Genomic DNA, 16794 nt, shown 5'->3' with positions numbered 1-16794 from the left:
CGGGAGCGGGGCCTATCGGCCGGCTTCGGGGCCTTCGAGGTGCTCGTCGCCGGAGCCTTCGCCCTCGGGGTACTCGTCGCCGGGGTCTGCGTCGTCGCCACGTGCAGTCCCTCTCTCGATCCAGTCCCGCACGGCCCCGGCGAACCGGCGGCCGCGGTCGCCGTAGTCGGTGAACTGGTCGAACGATGCGGCGGCGGGGGCCAGCAGTACAACGTCCCCGTCGTGCACGATCGCCGCCGCCAGTTCGACGACACGGGCCATGACGTCTCCAGTCTCATCGTGGTCGACCTCGAAGAGGGGAACCGCGGGCGCGTGTCGCGCGAACGCCGCGACCACTTCGGCCCGGTCCACCCCGATCACGATCGCCGCCTTGCTCGCCGCCCCCCGCCGCGCGACCAGATCGCCGATGTCGACACCCTTCAGCTGTCCCCCGACGACCCAGATGGCGCCGGGGAAGGCCGCCAGCGAGGAAGCAGCGGCATGGGGGTTCGTCGCCTTGGAGTCATCCACCCAGACCACACCGGCGGCCGCGGCGACGACCTCGATGCGGTGCGGGTCGAGCCGGAATCCGTCCAGGGCGTCGCGTATCGCGGCCGGCTCCACACCGAGCGCCCGCGCGAGGGCGCTCGCCGCGAGCACGTTCGCGACCATGTGGGGCGCGGCAAGTCCACGGGCGGCGAGGTCCGCGACGGTGGTGAGCTCCAGCGCCGACGTGCGGCGCTCCTCGAGGAACGCGCGGTCGACGAGGATGCCGTCCACGACGCCCAGGTCGCTCGGCCCCGGTACCCCGAGGTCGAACCCGATCGCCCGGGCGCCCTCGGTGACCTCGGCGTCCTCCACCATCGCCTGAGTGGCGATGTCCGCCTTGTTGTAGACGCACGCGACGCGGGTGTTCCGGTAGACCACGGCCTTGGCATCGCGGTAGGCGTCGAATGATCCGTGCCAGAGCAGGTGGTCATCGGCGAGGTTGAGGCACACGCTGGCGTGGGGCGAGAGCTGGCCGGCGGGCTCGGAGAGCCCGAGGTACCAGAGCTGGTGGCTCGAGAGCTCGACCACCAGGGCGTCGAAGCCGGCCGGGTCCCGGACAGCGTCGAGCACGGGGACGCCGATGTTGCCGCACGGCGCCGCGCGCATGCCCCCCGCGACCATCATCGATGCGGCGAGCCGGGTGGTCGTCGTCTTGCCGTTGGTGCCCGTGACGAGCACCCACGCCGCGGACGAGCCGTCGGGGCGGAGGACCTTGTCCCGCACCCGCCACGCCAGTTCGACGTCGCCCCACAGCGGCACGCCGGTGCGGAGGGCCCACGCGATGACGGGATGCGCGGGGGCGAAGCCCGGGGAGGCGATGACGACATCCGGTCGCTGCGCCGTGAGCGCGCCGGGCACGTCATCCAGCGGACCCTCCCAGAGCGCGGCGCCGATCACCGGCAGCAGCCGCGCGTACTCCTCGTCGGCGCGCTCGGTGACCACGAGCACGTCCGCACCGAGCTCCACCAGTGTGTCCGCGACCGAGAAGCCGGTGACCGAGAGTCCGAGCACGACGACCCGCAGCCCGTGCCAGTCCGCGTGCCAGCTCGTGAGCGAGTCCAGGCGGGATGGGCTCATGTGCGCGAGAGCCACTCGACGTAGAAGAGCCCGATGCCCGACACCGCCAGCATCCCGGCGATGATCCACATCCGCACGACGATCGTGATCTCGGGCCAGCCCCGCATCTCGAGGTGATGGTGGAGCGGGCTCATCAGGAAGAGCCGCTTGCCGCGGGTGAGCTTGAAGTACAGCCGCTGCAGGATGACGGAGCCCGGCGCGATGACGAAGACGCCGGCGACGAGCACGGCGAGCAGCTCGGTGCGGGTCAGAATCGCCATCGCGGCGATCACCCCGCCGATCGACATGGATCCGACATCCCCCATGAAGACGTTCGCCTTCGGCGCGTTCCACCACAGGAATCCGATGAGGGCGCCGATGAACGCGGCCGACACGATCGCGAGGTCGAAGGGGTCCCGCGTGTTGTAGCAGGCGGGCTGCAGCGCCGGAGCGAGCCCCTCGCCCGTGCACACCTGCTGGAACTGCCAGAACGCGATGAGGCTGTAGGCGCCGACGACGAAGATGCCGGCTCCGGCCGCGAGGCCGTCGAGCCCGTCGGTGACGTTCACGCTGTTCGAGAACGCGACGCCGATGAACGTGATCCAGAGCAGGTAGAGGATCCACCCGAGCACCAGGCCGACGGCGAAGAACGACAGCGCCGGCACGTCACGGAAGATGGACACGTACGGAGAGGCCGGCGCCTCCCCGGCGCTGTTGCGGAAACCCAGGGCGAGGATGCCGAACGGGACGGCCACGAGAACCTGGCCGAGGATCTTCCGCCAGCCCGACAGCCCCAGGCTTCGCTGACTCCGGACCTTCATGAAGTCGTCGATGAAGCCGACGATGCCGAAGCCCACCATCATCCACACGACGAGCCAGCCGGAGACGGTCGGTGGATTGTTCCCCATGTAGCCGCCGACCAGATAGCCGACGAGCGTTCCCACGATGAAGATGGTGCCGCCCATGGTGGGGGTGCCGCGCTTCTCGCCGTGGCTCGGGTTCTCGATGGCTTCGGGGGTGCGGATGACCTGTCCCCAGCCCCACTTGCGGAACAGACGAAGGAAGACGGGCGTGAGGAAAAGCGTGAACGAGAGGGAGATCGCCGCCGCCATCAGGAGTGATCTCACGAGAACAAGTCTCCCAGACGATCGCCCAGGTGCCGCAGGCCCGCCGAGTTGGAGGACTTGACCAGCACCCGGTCGCCCTCCCGCAGCTCACCGCGCAGGTACTCGAACGCGGCATCCGCATCGGGGAAGAAGACGGCCTCGCCGTCCCACGATCCCTGAGCGACGGCCTCCAGGAACATGCGGCGGGCGTCGCCTCCGACGACGACGATGCGCCGGATGCCGAGCCGCACGGCGAGCAGTCCGATGCGGTCGTGCTCGTCCTCGGCGTACTCCCCGAGCTCGCTCATGGCGCCGAGCACCGCCACCGACCGCTCGCCGGGACCGGTGATCTGCGCGAGGGTGCGAAGGGCCGCCGCCATCGAGTCCGGGCTGGCGTTGTAGGCGTCGTTGATGATCCGGACCCGCTCGGAGCCCAGCGGCTGCATACGCCAGCGCTCGGCGATCTCCACCGTCTCCAGCCGGGCGACGCAGTCCTCGAGTGTGACGCCGAGGGCGGTGGCGGCGGCGATCGCCGCGAGGGCGTTCATCACGTGATGAGCGCCGAGCACCCGAAGGCGCAGGGGCGCGGATGCCCCGTCCGCCGTGACGGTGAGCACCGTGCCGCGCGCGGTGACGTCGATGTCGTCGGCGCGCACGTCAGCGGATTCCCCGCATCCGAACCAGCGGACCGCGAGGCCCCGTTCGCTGGCGGTCGCGGCCATCGATGCCACTCTTGCGTCGTCCACGTTGAGCACGGCGAGCCCGCCGGGCCGGACCGCCTCCACGAGCTCCTGCTTGGCCTTCACGGTGGCCTCGATACCGCCGAAGCCGCCGGCGTGGGCCATGCCGACCATGAGCACGACACCGACGTCGGGCGTCACCAGACCCGCCAGCCGCGCGATCTCGCCCGGAGCACTGGCGCCGAACTCGCTCACCAGGAAGCGCGTCGATGCGGTCACCCGCAGCATGGTGAGCGGCGCCCCGACCTCGTTGTTGAACGAGGCGATCGGAGCGACGGTCTCGCCCTCGCCCGAGAGGATGCGGGCGAGCAGATTCTTCGTCGTCGTCTTGCCGTTGGATCCGGTGATGCCGACGACCCGCAGGTGCCCGCTCGCGCGCACCCGGGCGACGACCTTTTCTGCGAGGGCGGCGAGTGCCGCCACGACATCGGGTACGACGATCTGCGAGACGTCATCGTCAACGTGCCGCTCGACGAGCGCCAGCGCCGCACCCGCCGTCACGGCCTTGCCGACGAACAGGTGGCCGTCGGTCTCGGCGCCCGGCTTCGCCACGAAGATTCCGCCGGGGGCGATGTTGCGGGAGTCGGTGTCGACGACGCCGGAGATCACCGTGCCGGGTTCGTCGCCACTCGCCGGGTGCAGCTGCCCACCCGTCACCCGGGCGATCTCGGCCAGCGTCATCGCGATCATGGGGGCGATCCTCCGGACGTGCGCGGGCGGACGCCGCGGGTCACTTGTACTTGGGAAGAAGTTCGGGCTCTGCGCTCGAGGACGGCATCACGCGATACGTCTTGAGAACCTGGGTCATGGCCTTCTGGAACGCGGGCGCGGTGGCCGCAGACGAGGTTACCTTAGTCGGCTCGTCGAGGGTGACCATCACCACGTACGCGGGGTCGTCTGCGGGCGCGAAGCCGACCATCGACGTGTAGTACACGCCGGACTTGTAGCCCTTGGTGACGGGATCGTACTTCTGCGCCGTCCCCGTCTTGGTCGCGATGCGGTAGCCGGGCACGGCGATCGACTCGGCCAGACCGCCCTGCACGGCGACGTTCTCGATCATCAGCGACGTCGTCTTCGCCGTGGTCTCGCTGATGATGCGCTCGGGGCCGGGGAGCTCAGGCTTCACGAGGGTTCCGTCGGCCTGTGTGCACCCCTCGACCATCGTGAGCGGCATCCGCACCCCGCCGTTCGCGATGGTCTGGTACGCGCTCGCGACCTGCGGCACGGTCACGGTGAACGCCTGGCCGAAGGTGGTCGTGTACAGCGTCTGGTTGTCCCACTCGGAGACGGGGTGCAGCTCTCCTGCTTCCTCCCCCAGGAAGCCGATGTCGGTCGTCCTGCCGACACCGAACCGTTCGAGCCAGTCGTGCCGCACCTCGGGCGACACCATGCTGCCGAACTTCGACAGGGCGACGTTGGAGGAGTCGATGAGCGCCCCGGTGAGCGTGTAGGTCAGCGCGGGGTGAGAAAAGTGATCGTTGATGCGGGCGCCGTTGGGGAACGACTCCGAACTCGAGGCCGTGACCGTCGTCAGCGGCGTGGCCGCACCCTCTTCGAGCAGCGTCGCCGCGGTGATCGCCTTGAATGTGGAGCCGGGTTCGAAGTACGTCGTGAAGATGCGACTGCCACGGTCATCGGGGACGGAGGCGTCGACGTTGTTGGGGTCGACCGAGGGGTACTCGGCCGCGGCGCGCACCTTGCCCGTGGCCACCTCGACGACGAACGCCGTGCCGAACTGCGCGGCCTGGTTCTGCACCTCCTCCGCGATCATCTGCTGCAGGTACCACTGCAGGTCGCGGTTGATCGTGAGCTGCAGCGTGCCGCCGTCTGTGGCCGGCTCGGTCTTCAGCGTTCCCGGGATGACCACCCCGTCCTTGCCCACCGAGTAGGACTCGTGCCCGTCCTCGGTCGTGAGGCAGCCGTCCTGGGTCAGCTCGAGGCCGGCGAGGGCGTCGCCGTCCGTGCCGACGAAGCCCACCAGGTTGCCCCCGACGGCGCCGTCGGGGTACGTGCGGGCAGGGTGCGGCGCGAAGGAGAGGAAAGGCAGCTCGAGGTCGGCCAGTGCGCGGAACTGCTCGGTGCTGAGCCCGCGGATCAGGAGCGCCCACTGAGAGTTGGGGTTGTCGGCCCGCGCGTCGGCGACGATCTTCTGCACGTCTTCGGCGGTCTGCCCGGTGATCGCGGCGATCTCGGCGGACGTCTGCTCCCAGGGAACCTCGACCTCTGTGCCGTCCGCCGCCTTGCGCTCGACCGGCCCCACGTTCGAGGGGTCGAGCTGACCGTCGTAGAGCAGGATGCTGCCGGCCAGAACGTCTCCGGTCTCGTCGACGATCGGGCCTCGCGTGCCGTACAGCGTGCGCGATGCGCCGAGACTCATGCGCACGGAGTCGGCGACATGGTCGTCGGCGTTCACCACCTGGATGTCGACCAGGCGCACCACGAAGGCGATCAGGATCGCGAGCACGACTCCGAGGGCTACGACCGTGCGGCGGCGAGGGCTTCTCGTGGCTCTGGTGCTCATGACCTCACCGGGTGCTCGGGGTCGGCAGACCCTCGGTCAATGGTTGGGGAAGGGTCCCGTCCAGCAGCAGCTCCGTCTCGACGGGCGCGCCCTGGATCGTGGCGTCGGGCGCCGTGATGAGCGGCGTGTCGGCGACGAGTGCGTTCGCGACCTCGCTGCGGCCGACGGCATCCACGGTCGAGGTGGGGGCGGCCACCTCGCTCGTCCCGATGATCGCGCCGTCACTGAGCCGGAGGTAGGTGGGCGCGGCGTTGATGACCATGCCGAGCGCCGCGGCGTTCGCCGCCAGATACTGCGGCGAGCTGAGGCCGGCGACATCGTCGTAGAGCGCCTGCTTCTGATAGGTCAGATCGCGCACCTGCGTGTTCAGCTGGGCGATCTCGTACGAGGCCTGCGTCGTACCGATCGACAGCGCCATCTGCGCGGCTCCGATGGCGATCGCTCCTGCGACGGCGACGATCGCGTATGCCAGACGAGGGCGCTTGCGCCGTGGTGCGAGCGCGTCGACGGCGCGCAGCCGTCGCGCCGGTGCGGGACGTGGCGAGACGGAGGGGAGGCGTTCCGGGCTCGAGGTGGATGCGGTGGCGGCACTCATGCGGCATCCCTCACTCTCTCGGCGGCCCGCAGTCGCACGGGAGTGGCGCGCGGATTGCGCGCGCGCTCCTCTTCGCCGGCGAGCTCGGCGCCCTTGACCAGCAGCCGGAAGCGTGGGGCGTGCTCCGGCAGCTCGATGGGAAGCCCGGACGGAGCGGTGGACGCCGTGGCCGCCGACAGCGCCCGCTTCACGATGCGATCCTCGAGGGACTGATACGAGAGCACGACGATGCGTCCCCCGACCGGCAGCACCTCGAGCGCCGCGGGGATCGCGCGTTCCACCGCCGCGAGCTCGGCGTTCACCTCGATGCGCAGCGCCTGGAACACCCGCTTCGCCGGATGACCGGCGCGCTGGGCGGCGGCCGGGGTCGCTGCGACGAGGATTTCGACGAGCCGGCCGGAGCGCTCGATCGGCGCCTCCCGCCGTGCGGCGATGATGGATCGGGCGTAGCGCGCAGACAGCTTCTCCTCGCCGTACCGTTCGAAGATCGCGCGCAGCTGCCCCTCGCTGTAGGTGGCGAGGACGTCGGCCGCCGTGGGTCCGGTCGTCTGGTCCATCCGCATGTCCAGCGGGGCGTCTTGCGAGTACGCGAACCCGCGGTCGGCGACATCCAGCTGCAGCGAAGAGACGCCGAGGTCGAACAGCACGGCATCCGCCTTCTCGAACCCGGCGGAGTCCACCGCCTCGACGATCCCGTCGTAGACGGTGTGCACGAGGGTGACGCGGTCGCCGAAGGGTGCGAGCCGCTCGCCCGCGATGCGGAGGGCGTCGCGGTCGCGGTCGAGCCCGATGAGGTGGATGCCGGGGAAGCGCTCGAGGAAGGCCTCGGAGTGACCGCCCATGCCGAGCGTGGCGTCGACGAGCACGGCGCCGTCGTGCGAGAGGGCCGGCGCGAGCAGTTCGATGCAGCGCTCGAGGAGGACCGGTGTGTGGATGTCGCGGAGGTTCATGATGTCGGGGTCCGATCCCCCGATCCTGATCCCCCTCCGCTCTCAGACCTGGCGCCGGGGAAGTGGCGTCAGGGCGGAGCGGCTGGAGATCACGAACGGGGGCCTAGAAGAGACCCGGAATCACCTCCTGCTCCATCTCGCTGTACGTGGACTCGTTGCCCGCCAGGTAGTCGTTCCAGGCGTCGGCGTTCCAGATCTCGGCGTGCGCCCCGACGCCGGTGACGACGAGGTCCTTCTCCAGACCGGCATACGCGCGAAGGGGCGCCGGGATCGTGATGCGGTTCTGGCTGTCGGGCATCTCGGCGCTCGCTCCGGACAGGAACATGCGCAGGAAGTCGCGCGCCTGCTTGTTGCTGAGCGGTGCCTGCCGGATGCGCTCGTGCACCGCCTCGAACTCCGTCGAGCTGAAGACGTAAAGACAGCGCTCTTGCCCACGGGTGACGACGATGCCGCCGGCGAGATCTTCCCGGAACTTCGCGGGGAGGATGACGCGACCTTTGTCGTCGAGCTTGGGGGTGTGAGTTCCCAGCAGCATCGGCCATCACCCCCTCTTTCCGGCCCACCCTCGAGGTTTGCTCCACTTTACTCCACTTCGCTCCACTCGTCTATGGCAACGGCTGCGCGCGGGCGCAAACGGGCTCCGTGAACCGCGGGATCACGGCGCCGATCGGGGTGGAGGAAATCCGCGCGCACAAAAAAACGCACCGACCCGGAGGTCGGTGCGTTCGGAAGCCTGGGTTTAGCGGTCGCCGCCCTGGCGACGATCCCAGCGGTCGTTCATCCGGTCCATGAAGGAGGTGGACGTTCGGCTCGGCGTCGAGGCGCGTGCCCCGGTCGATCGCGCGCTGTCGGTCGCCGCGCCGCGCATGGGGGTCACTGCGAGGATGACTCCGCCGAGCATCAGCACGAAGCCGACGACGCCGACCCAGATGAGCTGCGTGGACACGCCGACGACGAGAGCGCCGAGGCCCGCGAGCACGAGGATCGTGCCGTAGACGATGTTGCGATAGCTGAGCGAGCGCGCACCGGTCGGAGCGCTGACGACATCCGCGTCGTTGCGCAGCAGGTGCCGCTCCATCTCGTCGAGCAGACGCTGCTCCTGTTCGGAGAGTGGCATTCGTCCCCCTTGATTTCCACCTAGGCGTCAAGTCTACGCGCCGCCAGGATTACTAGGCTAGGCCCGTGTCAGCCTCTCCGCACCCGATCGAAGCGGTTTCTCAGCGTCTGGAAAGGTTCGTGCAGGAAATGCGGGTCGAATCGGCCGAGATGGGGCCGGAGGCGGCTGCTCTGGTCGATGCGGGAGCGGCAGCTCTGACCGGTGGCAAGCGGCTCCGGGCGCGGTTCTGCTTCGCCGGGTGGCGCGCCGTCTCGTCGGCGCGGGGAGCGGATCCGGCCTCGAGTGACGCGGTCGTCTCGGCCGGGGCCGCACTCGAGATCTTCCATGCCGCCGCGCTCGTGCACGACGACGTGATCGACAACTCCGACACCCGCCGCGGCGGACCCGCCGCGCACCGCGCGCTCGAGGCGCTGCACCGCGACGCGGGATGGGCGGGGAACGCCGGATCCTTCGGTCGCTCCGCCGCCATCCTCCTCGGCGACCTTCTCGTCGCATGGAGCGATGACCTCTTCGAGCAGGGCCTGGAGAGCAGGGATGCCGCGACCGCTGCGGCGGCGCGGCGCCAGTACGCGCTGATGCGGCGCGACGTCACCATCGGCCAGTTCCTCGACATCGCCGAGGAGTCCGCGTTCGTGACAGAGCCGGATGACCGGCACGCCGAGCGCGCGCTGCGGGTGGCATCCCTCAAGTCGGCCCGCTACAGCGTCCAGCAGCCGCTGCTGATCGGCGCATCGCTGGCCGCAGCAGATCCCGCACAGCTCGAAGCGCTGCGCGCCTTCGGCCACCCCGTCGGCCTCGCCTTCCAGCTGAGGGACGACGTGCTCGGCGTGTTCGGCGACGAGAGCGTCACCGGGAAGCCATCAGGCGACGACCTGCGGGAGGGGAAGCGCACCGTGCTCGTCGCGCTCACGCGCGAGGGACTTCCGACATCCGCCCGCCGAGTCGTCGACGAGCTCATCGGCGATCCCACGCTGGACAGCGAACAGATCGCATCGCTTCAGCGCACGATCATCGACACCGGCGCACTGCACCGCGTCGAGGAGCTCATCTCCTCTTACGCGCACGAGGCCGATCGCGCGCTGTCGGGCGCTCGGCTGGACAATGCCGCCGTCGGCGAGCTGCGTGACCTGGCGCGGGCGGCGACGGCTCGCACGTCCTAGCCGCGCCGGGAAGGGTCAGGCGAGCGACTGGGCGACGCGGCGGACTTCGCTCTTGCGCCCCGCGAGGAGCGCTTCTATGGGAGCGAGACCGATGGAGTCGTCCGGGCTGAGCAGCCAGTCGATGATCTCGTCGTCGGTGAAGCCGGCATCGTGCAACACGAAGATCGTGCCCCGCAGCGAGGAGAGGGGCTCGCCGTCGACGAGGAACACCGAGGGCACCTTGAAGGTTCCGTCGCGGCGGGAGCCGACGAGCATGTTCTCGTCGAAGAGGCGGCGGACGCGCCCCGGTGACTCGCCGGTGACGGCGACGAGATCGGGCAGGGTCAGCCAGTCGGTCGGATAGGTCGGCGTGGAATCTCCGGGCACGCATCCAGTGTGCCACCACGCCGCGTCTGCGCGCACGGACGTTTCCGTCAGGCTGCGTCGGCGGCGGTTCGCGTGCGTCCGGGGCCGGTTTCACTTCTGTCACACCAGTAACTCTGCATACCAAACGTTGACACCGCATAACATCCGTGACACGGTTCGAAGGTCGAAACGGGGGGAAACCTTGAGACGCAGCACACAAACGCGGCCCCGCGGGGGCCCCTATGCACGGATGACGGTGCCCGCCGCGATCGTCGGCTCCATCGCGCTCTCACTGGGCGCCACGCCCGCGGCCGGGGTGGAACGCGAGGTGCGCGCCCCAGGGGTGCCCGGCGCCCTGCCGAAGGCGTTCGCGATGCGGCCGGGGGCCGTCCCGCAGCTTCGTCCCCACGCGGTCGAGGCCCCCGGTTCCCATGTCGTCGTGTCAGGAGACAGCGTCTTCGCGATCGCCCAGCGCTTCGGGCTGCGAACAGCCGACGTGCTCGCGTGGAACGGGCTCTCCTCGTCGAGCGTCATCCACCCCGGACAGGTACTCGTCCTCTCGGGCACCACGGTCGCCGCCCCGGCTGCACCGACACCTCCCGCAACGGTGGTCGCTCCCCCGCCGACGGCTCCCGTTGCTCCGGCCGGAAGCCATACTGTGGCGGCGGGTGACACGATCAGCGGGATCGCCAAGAAGTACGGCACCACTGTGCCCGCGGTGCTCGCGGCCAACGGGCTGGACGCCTCGTCCATCATCTATCCGGGTCAGACCATCGCGATCTCGGGTGCGCCGGCATCCGCGCCGCCGGAGCCCGCGGCCCCGCCGGCCGCCCCCGCCGCCCCGCCGGCCGCCGCGTCCACGCACACCGTGGGTGCAGGCGACACCATCAGCGGTATCGCGAACAAGTACGGCACGACGACCCAGGCGGTGCTCGATGCGAACGGACTCACCCGCTCATCGATCATCTACCCGGGCGAGGTCCTCACGCTTCCGGGGGCGATGACGCTCGCCGTCGCCACCGTCCCGGCCCCGGCTCCGGCCCCTGCCCCGGCGGGACCGCCGCCTCAGCAATCCGCCGTGCTCGACGCCGAACAGGTCGCCAACGCGCACCTGATCATCGGCATCGGCCGCCAGCTCGGGGTGTCCCAGCGAGGCATCGCGATCGCGCTCGCAACGGCGATGGTCGAATCGTCGATGCGCAACCTCGACTGGGGCGACCGCGATTCGCTGGGACTCTTCCAGCAGCGCCCGAGCGCCGGCTGGGGCACAGAGGCCCAGGTGTCGGATGCCACGCGCGCCACGCAGGCGTTCTACGGAGGCAGCGGAGACCCCAACGGCCACCTCACGCGCGGGCTGCTCGACATCCCGGGCTGGGAGAGCATGCCCTTCACTGAGGCGGCCCAGGCGGTTCAGATCTCGGCGTACCCCGACCGGTACGGCGCCTGGGAAGCGGCGGCCCACCAGTGGCTCGCCGCGCTGGGCTGAACGCCCGGCGGCCCCCGTGCGGGGTGAGCCGCTGCGGGGTCGGAGGCCCGGGCCTCCGTAGACTTTCCCCGTGAGCACGAGCCAGCAAGCCGACCCGCTGATCGGGCGGCTTGTCGACGGCAGGTACCGCGTGCGCGCCCGCATCGCCCGTGGCGGCATGGCCACCGTATACGTCGCCACCGACCTTCGGCTCGAGCGACGGATCGCCCTGAAGGTCATGCACGGGCACCTCAGCGACGATGCCGTCTTCCAGAGCCGGTTCATCCAGGAGGCACGGGCGGCCGCGCGCCTGGCCGACCCGAACGTCGTCAATGTCTTCGATCAGGGGCAGGACGGCGACATGGCCTATCTGGTCATGGAGTACCTGCCGGGGATCACCCTGCGCGAGCTGATGCGCGAGCAGCGCCGACTCACGATCACCCAGACGATCACGATCATGGATGCCGTGCTCTCGGGCCTCGCCGCGGCGCACCGCGCGGGCATCGTGCACCGCGATGTGAAGCCCGAGAACGTGCTGCTGGCCGAGGACGGCCGCATCAAGATCGGCGATTTCGGGCTCGCCAGGGCGACGACCGCGAACACCGCGACCGGCCAGCAGCTGCTCGGGACGATCGCCTACCTCGCGCCCGAGCTGGTCACCCGCGGTATGGCGGATGCCCGCAGCGACATCTACGCCCTCGGCATCATGCTCTACGAGATGCTCGTCGGCGAGCAGCCCTACAAGGGCGAGCAGCCGATGCAGATCGCCTACCAGCACGCGACGGATTCCGTGCCGCGACCGAGCGTCAGGAACCCCTCCGTGCCCGAGCCGCTGGACGAGCTCGTCCTCTGGGCGACCGAGAAGTCCCCCGATGAACGGCCCAACGACGCCCAGCAGATGCTCGACCGGCTGCGGGAGATCGAGCGCGAGCTCGGGGTGACCCCGATCGTGTCGCGCACGGCCGTCACCACCGGCATCCCGACCCTCGACGACGGTGCCACCGGCGACGTCACGAAGGTGCTGCCCGCCAGCGTCACGGGGCCCGCGGCGACCGTGGGCGATGCCGACAACGCCACGCTCCTGCGCCGGCGTACGAAGAAGCGCAGCAGGCGAGGCGGCTGGATCGTCGCCATCGTGCTGCTGCTCGCGGCGCTCGCCGGGGGCATCGGCTGGTGGCTCGGATCCGGCCCCGGCTCGCTCGCGGTGGTTCCGGATGTCACGGGCCAGGCGTTCGCGGACGCGCAGGCTCGCCTCGCCGAAGACTCCCTCGTGGCGGTCGAAGGGTCCGCCTACAGCCTCGATGTCCAACCGGGCCTCGCGGTCACGACGGACCCGGAGCCGGGCGCCCGCGTCGACAAAGGCGCGAGTGTGACGGTGCTGATCTCCCAGGGTCCGCAGCCCCAGACGGTGCCCGCACTCGGGGGCGCCACGGCAGAGGACGCCCGCGCCGCGCTTCAGGGCATCAACCTGACCCTCGCCGAACCCGAAGTGGAGCTCTTCACGGATGCCGCGTCCGGCACCGTCATCGCGATCTCGGTCGCACCGCGAGCCGGTGGCGACCCCGTCGACTGCACGCAGGGCTGCGACGCGTTCGAGGGCGACACCGCGAGCTTGTCGGTCTCGGCGGGGCCGCTCCCCGACGTCTACGGGGAGAGCGTCGAGGCGGCGACCGGGATCCTCGCCGAGAAGGAGCTCTCCGTCGCCGGAACGCGAGAGGAGTTCCGCGACGACCTCGACGCCGGCCTGGTGGTCTACATCGTCGAGCGCGACGGTGGCGGAAGCTTCAGTCCGGGCGACAGCGTCACCCTCGCCGTATCGAAGGGCCCCGAACCGGTCGCGGTCCCAGACGTGGTCGGCATGACGCGCGACGAGGCCAAGGCCGCCCTCACGGCTGAGGGGTTCGCGTTCGAATACAACACTCTGTGGGACGTGATCCTCGACGCCGCCACGGAGGTCGAGGCCCAGGACCCGGAAGCCGGTGACCTCGTCCGGCGCGGCAGCACGATATCCCTGCGCATCAGGGGCTCGTTCTGATCAGCTGCACGAGCTAGAGCTTCTCGAGCTCCTCGGCAACGAGGAACGCCAGCTCGAGGCTCTGCATATGGTTCAGGCGCGGGTCGCACAGGGACTCGTACCGCGTCGCGAGCGTCTTCTCGTCGATCATCTCGGAGCCGCCGAGGCACTCGGTGACGTCGTCCCCCGTGAGTTCGACGTGGATGCCGCCGGGGAAGGTGCCGACGGCGCGATGCGCCTCGAAGAAGCCCCGCACCTCGTCGACGACATCGTCGAAGCGCCGCGTCTTGTAGCCGGTGGGGGTCGTGATGCCGTTTCCGTGCATCGGGTCGGTCACCCACAGCGGGGTGGCGCCCGAGTCGCGCACCGCTTCGAGCAGCGGCGGGAGCGCATCGCGGATCTTGCCCGCGCCCATGCGCGTGATGAAGGTCAGCCGGCCGGGCTCGCGGTCGGGATCGAGCTTGTCGATCAGCTCGAGGGCGGTCGACGGCGAGGTCGAGGGGCCGAGCTTCACGCCGATCGGGTTGCGGATCTTCGAGAAGTAGTCGACGTGCGCGCCATCCAGGTCCCGCGTGCGCTCCCCGATCCAGACGAAGTGCGCCGAGGTGTTGTACGGCGTGCCGGTGCGCGAGTCGATGCGCGTCATCGGACGCTCGTAGTCCATCAACAGGCCTTCGTGGCCCGTGTAGAACTCGACCCCGCGCAGCTCGTCGAAGTTGGCGCCGGCGGCCTCCATGAACTTGATCGCGCGGTCGATCTCGCCGGCGAGTCGCTCGTACGCCTGGTTCGCGGGGTTCTCCGCGAAGCCCTTGTTCCAGCTGTGCACCTCGCGCAGGTCGGCGAAGCCACCCTGGGTGAACGCGCGGATGAGGTTGATCGTCGACGCGGCCGTGTGGTAGCCCTTGAGCAGGCGAGCCGGATCCGGACGGCGGGACGCCTCCGTGAAGTCGAACCCGTTGACGATGTCGCCGCGGTAGGCCGGAAGGGTGACGTCTCCCCGCGTCTCGGTGTCGGACGAGCGGGGCTTGGCGAACTGCCCGGCCATGCGCCCCATCTTCACCACCGGCATGGAGGCGCCGTAGGTCAGCACGACCGCCATCTGCAGGACCGTCTTGATTCGGTTGCGGATCTGCTCGGCCGTCGCGCCGGCGAACGTCTCGGCGCAGTCGCCGCCCTGCAGCAGGAAGGCGCGGCCGGAGGCCGCACGGGCCAGACGGTCACGCAGGATGTCGACCTCGCCGGCGAACACGAGGGGCGGAAGGGTCGCGATCTCGGCAGACACCGCGGCGACGGCGTCCACATCCGACCACTGCGGCTGCTGTTTGATGGGCAGCGAGCGCCACGCGTCGAGTTCGTGGGGGCCGGCGTCCATCTGCTGAAGCATCCGATCAGCTTATCGCGGCCTCATCCACGCCCAGGCCGCGTGACGGCGCCGCTGCCGGGTGCGGGCGACGGCGCGTGCGGTCTCACGCGGGCGGCGCCGCCGCGTCCTGTGCCCGTGGAATGGCCGTGACCTTCGCGCGGGGAGCCACCGCGTCCTGCGGCCGGGCGGTTGCGACGCGGTTCTTGACGGCCGACGCGTAGACATCCTCGTACTTCTGCTCGCCGAGCTGCTGCAGCGCGACCATGATCTCGTCGGTCACCGAGCGCAGTATGTAGCGGTCGCCTTCCATGCCTTCGAAGCGGGAGAAGTCGAGGGGTTCGCCGATGACGATCCCAACGCGCCCGACACGCGGCAGGCGCCGGCCGATCGGCATCACGGCGTCCGTGTCGACCATCACGACCGGCACGACGGGCACGTGCGCCTCGAGCGCCATGCGGGCGATGCCGGTGCGGCCGCGGTACAGCGTGCCGTCGGGGCTGCGCGTGCCCTCGGGATAGATGCCGAGCAGGTCCCCGCGGCCGAGCACCCGCAGTCCGGTGTTCAGCGATGCCTCGGATGCCTTGCCGCCCGAGCGGTCGATCGGCAGCTGTCCGCTGGCCTTCATGAAGATGCGGGTCGCCCAGCCCTTCAGGCCCTTGCCGGTGAAGTAATCGCTCTTGGCGAGGAAGGACATCCGGCGGTCGATCATCAGGGGCAGGAAGACCGAGTCGATGAAGGACAGGTGATTGCTGGCCAGGATCGCGGCGCCTTCGGCGGGGATGTGACGCGGCCCGACGATCCACGGGCGGAAGATCGCCTTGACGATCGGCCCGATCACGATGTACTTCATGACCCAGTAGAACACCGCTACGCCGCCGTCCTGGCGAGGTCGGCGACGCCGATCACACCGGCGTCGTTCACGAGCTGGGCGATCTTGAACTCCGCGTGCGGGCGCTGGTCGTAGGCGGGCACGGATGCCGTGTAGGCGGCCCGCATCGGGGCCAGGAGAGCCTCGCCGAGCTGGGCCACTCCCCCGCCGATCACGAACAGCTCGGGGTCGATGGTCGCCTGGAACCCGCCGCACGTCTCCCCGAGCGCGGTGGCCACGGTCGCCAGCGCCTCCAGCGCCCCGGGATCGCCGGCCGTCACGAGGCGCGAGATCGTTGCGCCCGAGATGGACCCGTGCTCCGCCCGCGCGGCGGCCAGCGCTGCGCCGGTGCCACCGGCATCCGCCACCGCGTTCGCCGCCCGCTGCAGGGCGCGACCGGAGGCGTACATCTCGATGCATCCGCTCTGCCCGCAGCCGCACGCGAGCCCTCCCCGCTCGAATCGCACGTGGCCGAGTTCAGCCGCCGCGCCGTAGCCGCCGCGGTAGAGCTCCCCGTTGGCGATGATCGCCCCGCCGACGCCGGTGCCCATCGTGAGCATCACCATGTCGTGCACGCCGCGGCCGGCACCGAACCGGTACTCCGCCCATCCGGCCGCATTGGCGTCGTTCTCGATCGCGACGTCGATCCCGACCCGCGCCTCGAGGCGCTCCTTCAGCGGCTCGTTCCGCCACGCGATATTGGGCGCGTGATAGACGAGCGATCGGTCGCGGTCGATGAACCCGGCGGCGGCGACGCCGACGTGCGCCACATCGTGTGCGGCGCGGAGTCGTTCGATCATGCCGACAACGGCATCTTCGAGTGATCGCGGCTCCAGGGGAGTGTCCACGCGCTCCATGGCGACGACGGACCCCTGCTCATCCACCACTCCCCCAGCGATCTTCGTTCCGCCGATGTCGATTCCGACCGTGAGCACCGATATCCCTCCCGCACGGCGCGCTGGCGCG

At 70.1% G+C, this 16794-nt stretch carries 15 protein-coding genes; 3 read left to right on the top strand and 12 right to left on the bottom strand.

Annotated features, from left to right (window positions below; all coding sequences use genetic code 11):
- Positions 1-12: 12 nt before the first annotated feature.
- The 8 genes from murD to ACLQ2Q_RS03280 all read right to left on the bottom strand — a co-directional run bounded on the left by murD (position 13) and on the right by ACLQ2Q_RS03280 (position 8613).
- A complete protein-coding gene (murD, locus tag ACLQ2Q_RS03315; RefSeq protein ID WP_425817908.1) occupies positions 13-1605 on the bottom strand; it encodes a UDP-N-acetylmuramoyl-L-alanine--D-glutamate ligase in 1593 nt (530 codons plus the stop codon).
- Positions 1602-2711 carry a phospho-N-acetylmuramoyl-pentapeptide-transferase gene (gene mraY / locus ACLQ2Q_RS03310; protein ID WP_425817906.1) on the bottom strand — a complete coding sequence of 370 codons (1110 nt, stop codon included), beginning with the start codon at positions 2709-2711 and terminating at the stop codon, positions 1602-1604. Before mraY ends, murD begins: the two co-directional genes overlap by 4 nt.
- Positions 2708-4120, bottom strand: coding sequence for a UDP-N-acetylmuramoyl-tripeptide--D-alanyl-D-alanine ligase (locus ACLQ2Q_RS03305; RefSeq protein WP_425817904.1), 1413 nt, complete (start codon positions 4118-4120; stop codon positions 2708-2710). The genes mraY and ACLQ2Q_RS03305 overlap by 4 nt, the downstream gene beginning before the upstream one ends.
- Before the next feature lie 40 nt (positions 4121-4160).
- Positions 4161-5951: a peptidoglycan D,D-transpeptidase FtsI family protein gene (locus ACLQ2Q_RS03300; RefSeq protein WP_425817902.1), complete on the bottom strand. Its 1791-nt coding sequence runs from the start codon at positions 5949-5951 to the stop codon at positions 4161-4163.
- A gap of 4 nt (positions 5952-5955) precedes the next feature.
- Positions 5956-6546, bottom strand: coding sequence for a hypothetical protein (locus ACLQ2Q_RS03295; RefSeq protein ID WP_425817900.1), 591 nt, complete (start codon positions 6544-6546; stop codon positions 5956-5958).
- Positions 6543-7496 carry a 16S rRNA (cytosine(1402)-N(4))-methyltransferase RsmH gene (gene rsmH, locus ACLQ2Q_RS03290; protein WP_425817898.1) on the bottom strand — a complete coding sequence of 318 codons (954 nt, stop codon included), beginning with the start codon at positions 7494-7496 and terminating at the stop codon, positions 6543-6545. The genes ACLQ2Q_RS03295 and rsmH overlap by 4 nt, the downstream gene beginning before the upstream one ends.
- 103 nt (positions 7497-7599) lie before the next feature.
- Positions 7600-8031 carry a division/cell wall cluster transcriptional repressor MraZ gene (gene mraZ, locus ACLQ2Q_RS03285; protein ID WP_425817896.1) on the bottom strand — a complete coding sequence of 144 codons (432 nt, stop codon included), beginning with the start codon at positions 8029-8031 and terminating at the stop codon, positions 7600-7602.
- Positions 8032-8235: 204 nt separating this feature from the next.
- On the bottom strand, positions 8236-8613 hold the full coding sequence (locus ACLQ2Q_RS03280; RefSeq protein WP_425817894.1) for a DUF3040 domain-containing protein: 378 nt from the start codon (positions 8611-8613) through the stop codon (positions 8236-8238).
- Between the two features lie 65 nt (positions 8614-8678).
- Here ACLQ2Q_RS03280 and ACLQ2Q_RS03275 point away from each other — a divergent pair, with 65 nt between their 5' ends.
- Positions 8679-9773, top strand: a complete 1095-nt coding sequence (locus tag ACLQ2Q_RS03275; protein WP_425817892.1) for a polyprenyl synthetase family protein — start codon at positions 8679-8681, stop codon at positions 9771-9773.
- Between the two features lie 15 nt (positions 9774-9788).
- Here the strand turns inward: ACLQ2Q_RS03275 and ACLQ2Q_RS03270 are convergent, their stop codons facing one another.
- A complete protein-coding gene (locus tag ACLQ2Q_RS03270) occupies positions 9789-10139 on the bottom strand; it encodes an Rv2175c family DNA-binding protein (protein WP_425817890.1) in 351 nt (116 codons plus the stop codon).
- 229 nt (positions 10140-10368) lie between these two features.
- Between ACLQ2Q_RS03270 and ACLQ2Q_RS03265 the strand changes: the two genes are divergently transcribed.
- The gene (locus ACLQ2Q_RS03265) at positions 10369-11604 is read left to right on the top strand and encodes a LysM peptidoglycan-binding domain-containing protein (RefSeq protein WP_425817888.1); all 1236 of its coding nucleotides are present in this window, start codon (positions 10369-10371) and stop codon (positions 11602-11604) included.
- A 70-nt stretch (positions 11605-11674) separates the two neighbouring features.
- On the top strand, positions 11675-13618 hold the full coding sequence (gene pknB, locus ACLQ2Q_RS03260; RefSeq protein ID WP_425817886.1) for a Stk1 family PASTA domain-containing Ser/Thr kinase: 1944 nt from the start codon (positions 11675-11677) through the stop codon (positions 13616-13618).
- A 13-nt stretch (positions 13619-13631) separates the two neighbouring features.
- Here the strand turns inward: pknB and ACLQ2Q_RS03255 are convergent, their stop codons facing one another.
- The 3 genes from ACLQ2Q_RS03255 to ACLQ2Q_RS03245 all read right to left on the bottom strand — a co-directional run bounded on the left by ACLQ2Q_RS03255 (position 13632) and on the right by ACLQ2Q_RS03245 (position 16763).
- Positions 13632-14981 (bottom strand): class II 3-deoxy-7-phosphoheptulonate synthase, encoded by a 1350-nt coding sequence (locus ACLQ2Q_RS03255; RefSeq protein WP_425817884.1) that lies wholly within the window; start codon positions 14979-14981, stop codon positions 13632-13634.
- 82 nt (positions 14982-15063) lie between these two features.
- Positions 15064-15825, bottom strand: coding sequence for a lysophospholipid acyltransferase family protein (locus ACLQ2Q_RS03250; protein WP_425817882.1), 762 nt, complete (start codon positions 15823-15825; stop codon positions 15064-15066).
- A gap of 2 nt (positions 15826-15827) precedes the next feature.
- Positions 15828-16763 carry an ROK family glucokinase gene (locus ACLQ2Q_RS03245; protein ID WP_425817880.1) on the bottom strand — a complete coding sequence of 312 codons (936 nt, stop codon included), beginning with the start codon at positions 16761-16763 and terminating at the stop codon, positions 15828-15830.
- Between the last annotated feature and the right edge of the window lie 31 nt (positions 16764-16794).

Source organism: Microbacterium sp. DT81.1 (assembly GCF_049844955.1).
Taxonomy (GTDB): Bacteria; Actinomycetota; Actinomycetes; order Actinomycetales; family Microbacteriaceae; genus Microbacterium.
This window is presented reverse-complemented; position numbering and strand designations above follow the sequence as displayed.

What these genes read in the sequence shown, in the direction of transcription:
- ACLQ2Q_RS03305 (WP_425817904.1), bottom strand. Translation starts at nt 4,120, where the DNA reads ATGATCGCGATGACGCTGGCCGAGATCGCCCGGGTGACGGGTGGGCAG.
- ACLQ2Q_RS03300 (WP_425817902.1), bottom strand. Translation starts at nt 5,951, where the DNA reads ATGAGCACCAGAGCCACGAGAAGCCCTCGCCGCCGCACGGTCGTAGCC.
- murD (WP_425817908.1), bottom strand. Translation starts at nt 1,605, where the DNA reads ATGAGCCCATCCCGCCTGGACTCGCTCACGAGCTGGCACGCGGACTGG.
- rsmH (WP_425817898.1), bottom strand. Translation starts at nt 7,496, where the DNA reads ATGAACCTCCGCGACATCCACACACCGGTCCTCCTCGAGCGCTGCATC.
- ACLQ2Q_RS03280 (WP_425817894.1), bottom strand. Translation starts at nt 8,613, where the DNA reads ATGCCACTCTCCGAACAGGAGCAGCGTCTGCTCGACGAGATGGAGCGG.
- ACLQ2Q_RS03255 (WP_425817884.1), bottom strand. Translation starts at nt 14,981, where the DNA reads ATGCTTCAGCAGATGGACGCCGGCCCCCACGAACTCGACGCGTGGCGC.
- mraZ (WP_425817896.1), bottom strand. Translation starts at nt 8,031, where the DNA reads ATGCTGCTGGGAACTCACACCCCCAAGCTCGACGACAAAGGTCGCGTC.
- ACLQ2Q_RS03295 (WP_425817900.1), bottom strand. Translation starts at nt 6,546, where the DNA reads ATGAGTGCCGCCACCGCATCCACCTCGAGCCCGGAACGCCTCCCCTCC.
- ACLQ2Q_RS03265 (WP_425817888.1), top strand. Translation starts at nt 10,369, where the DNA reads ATGACGGTGCCCGCCGCGATCGTCGGCTCCATCGCGCTCTCACTGGGC.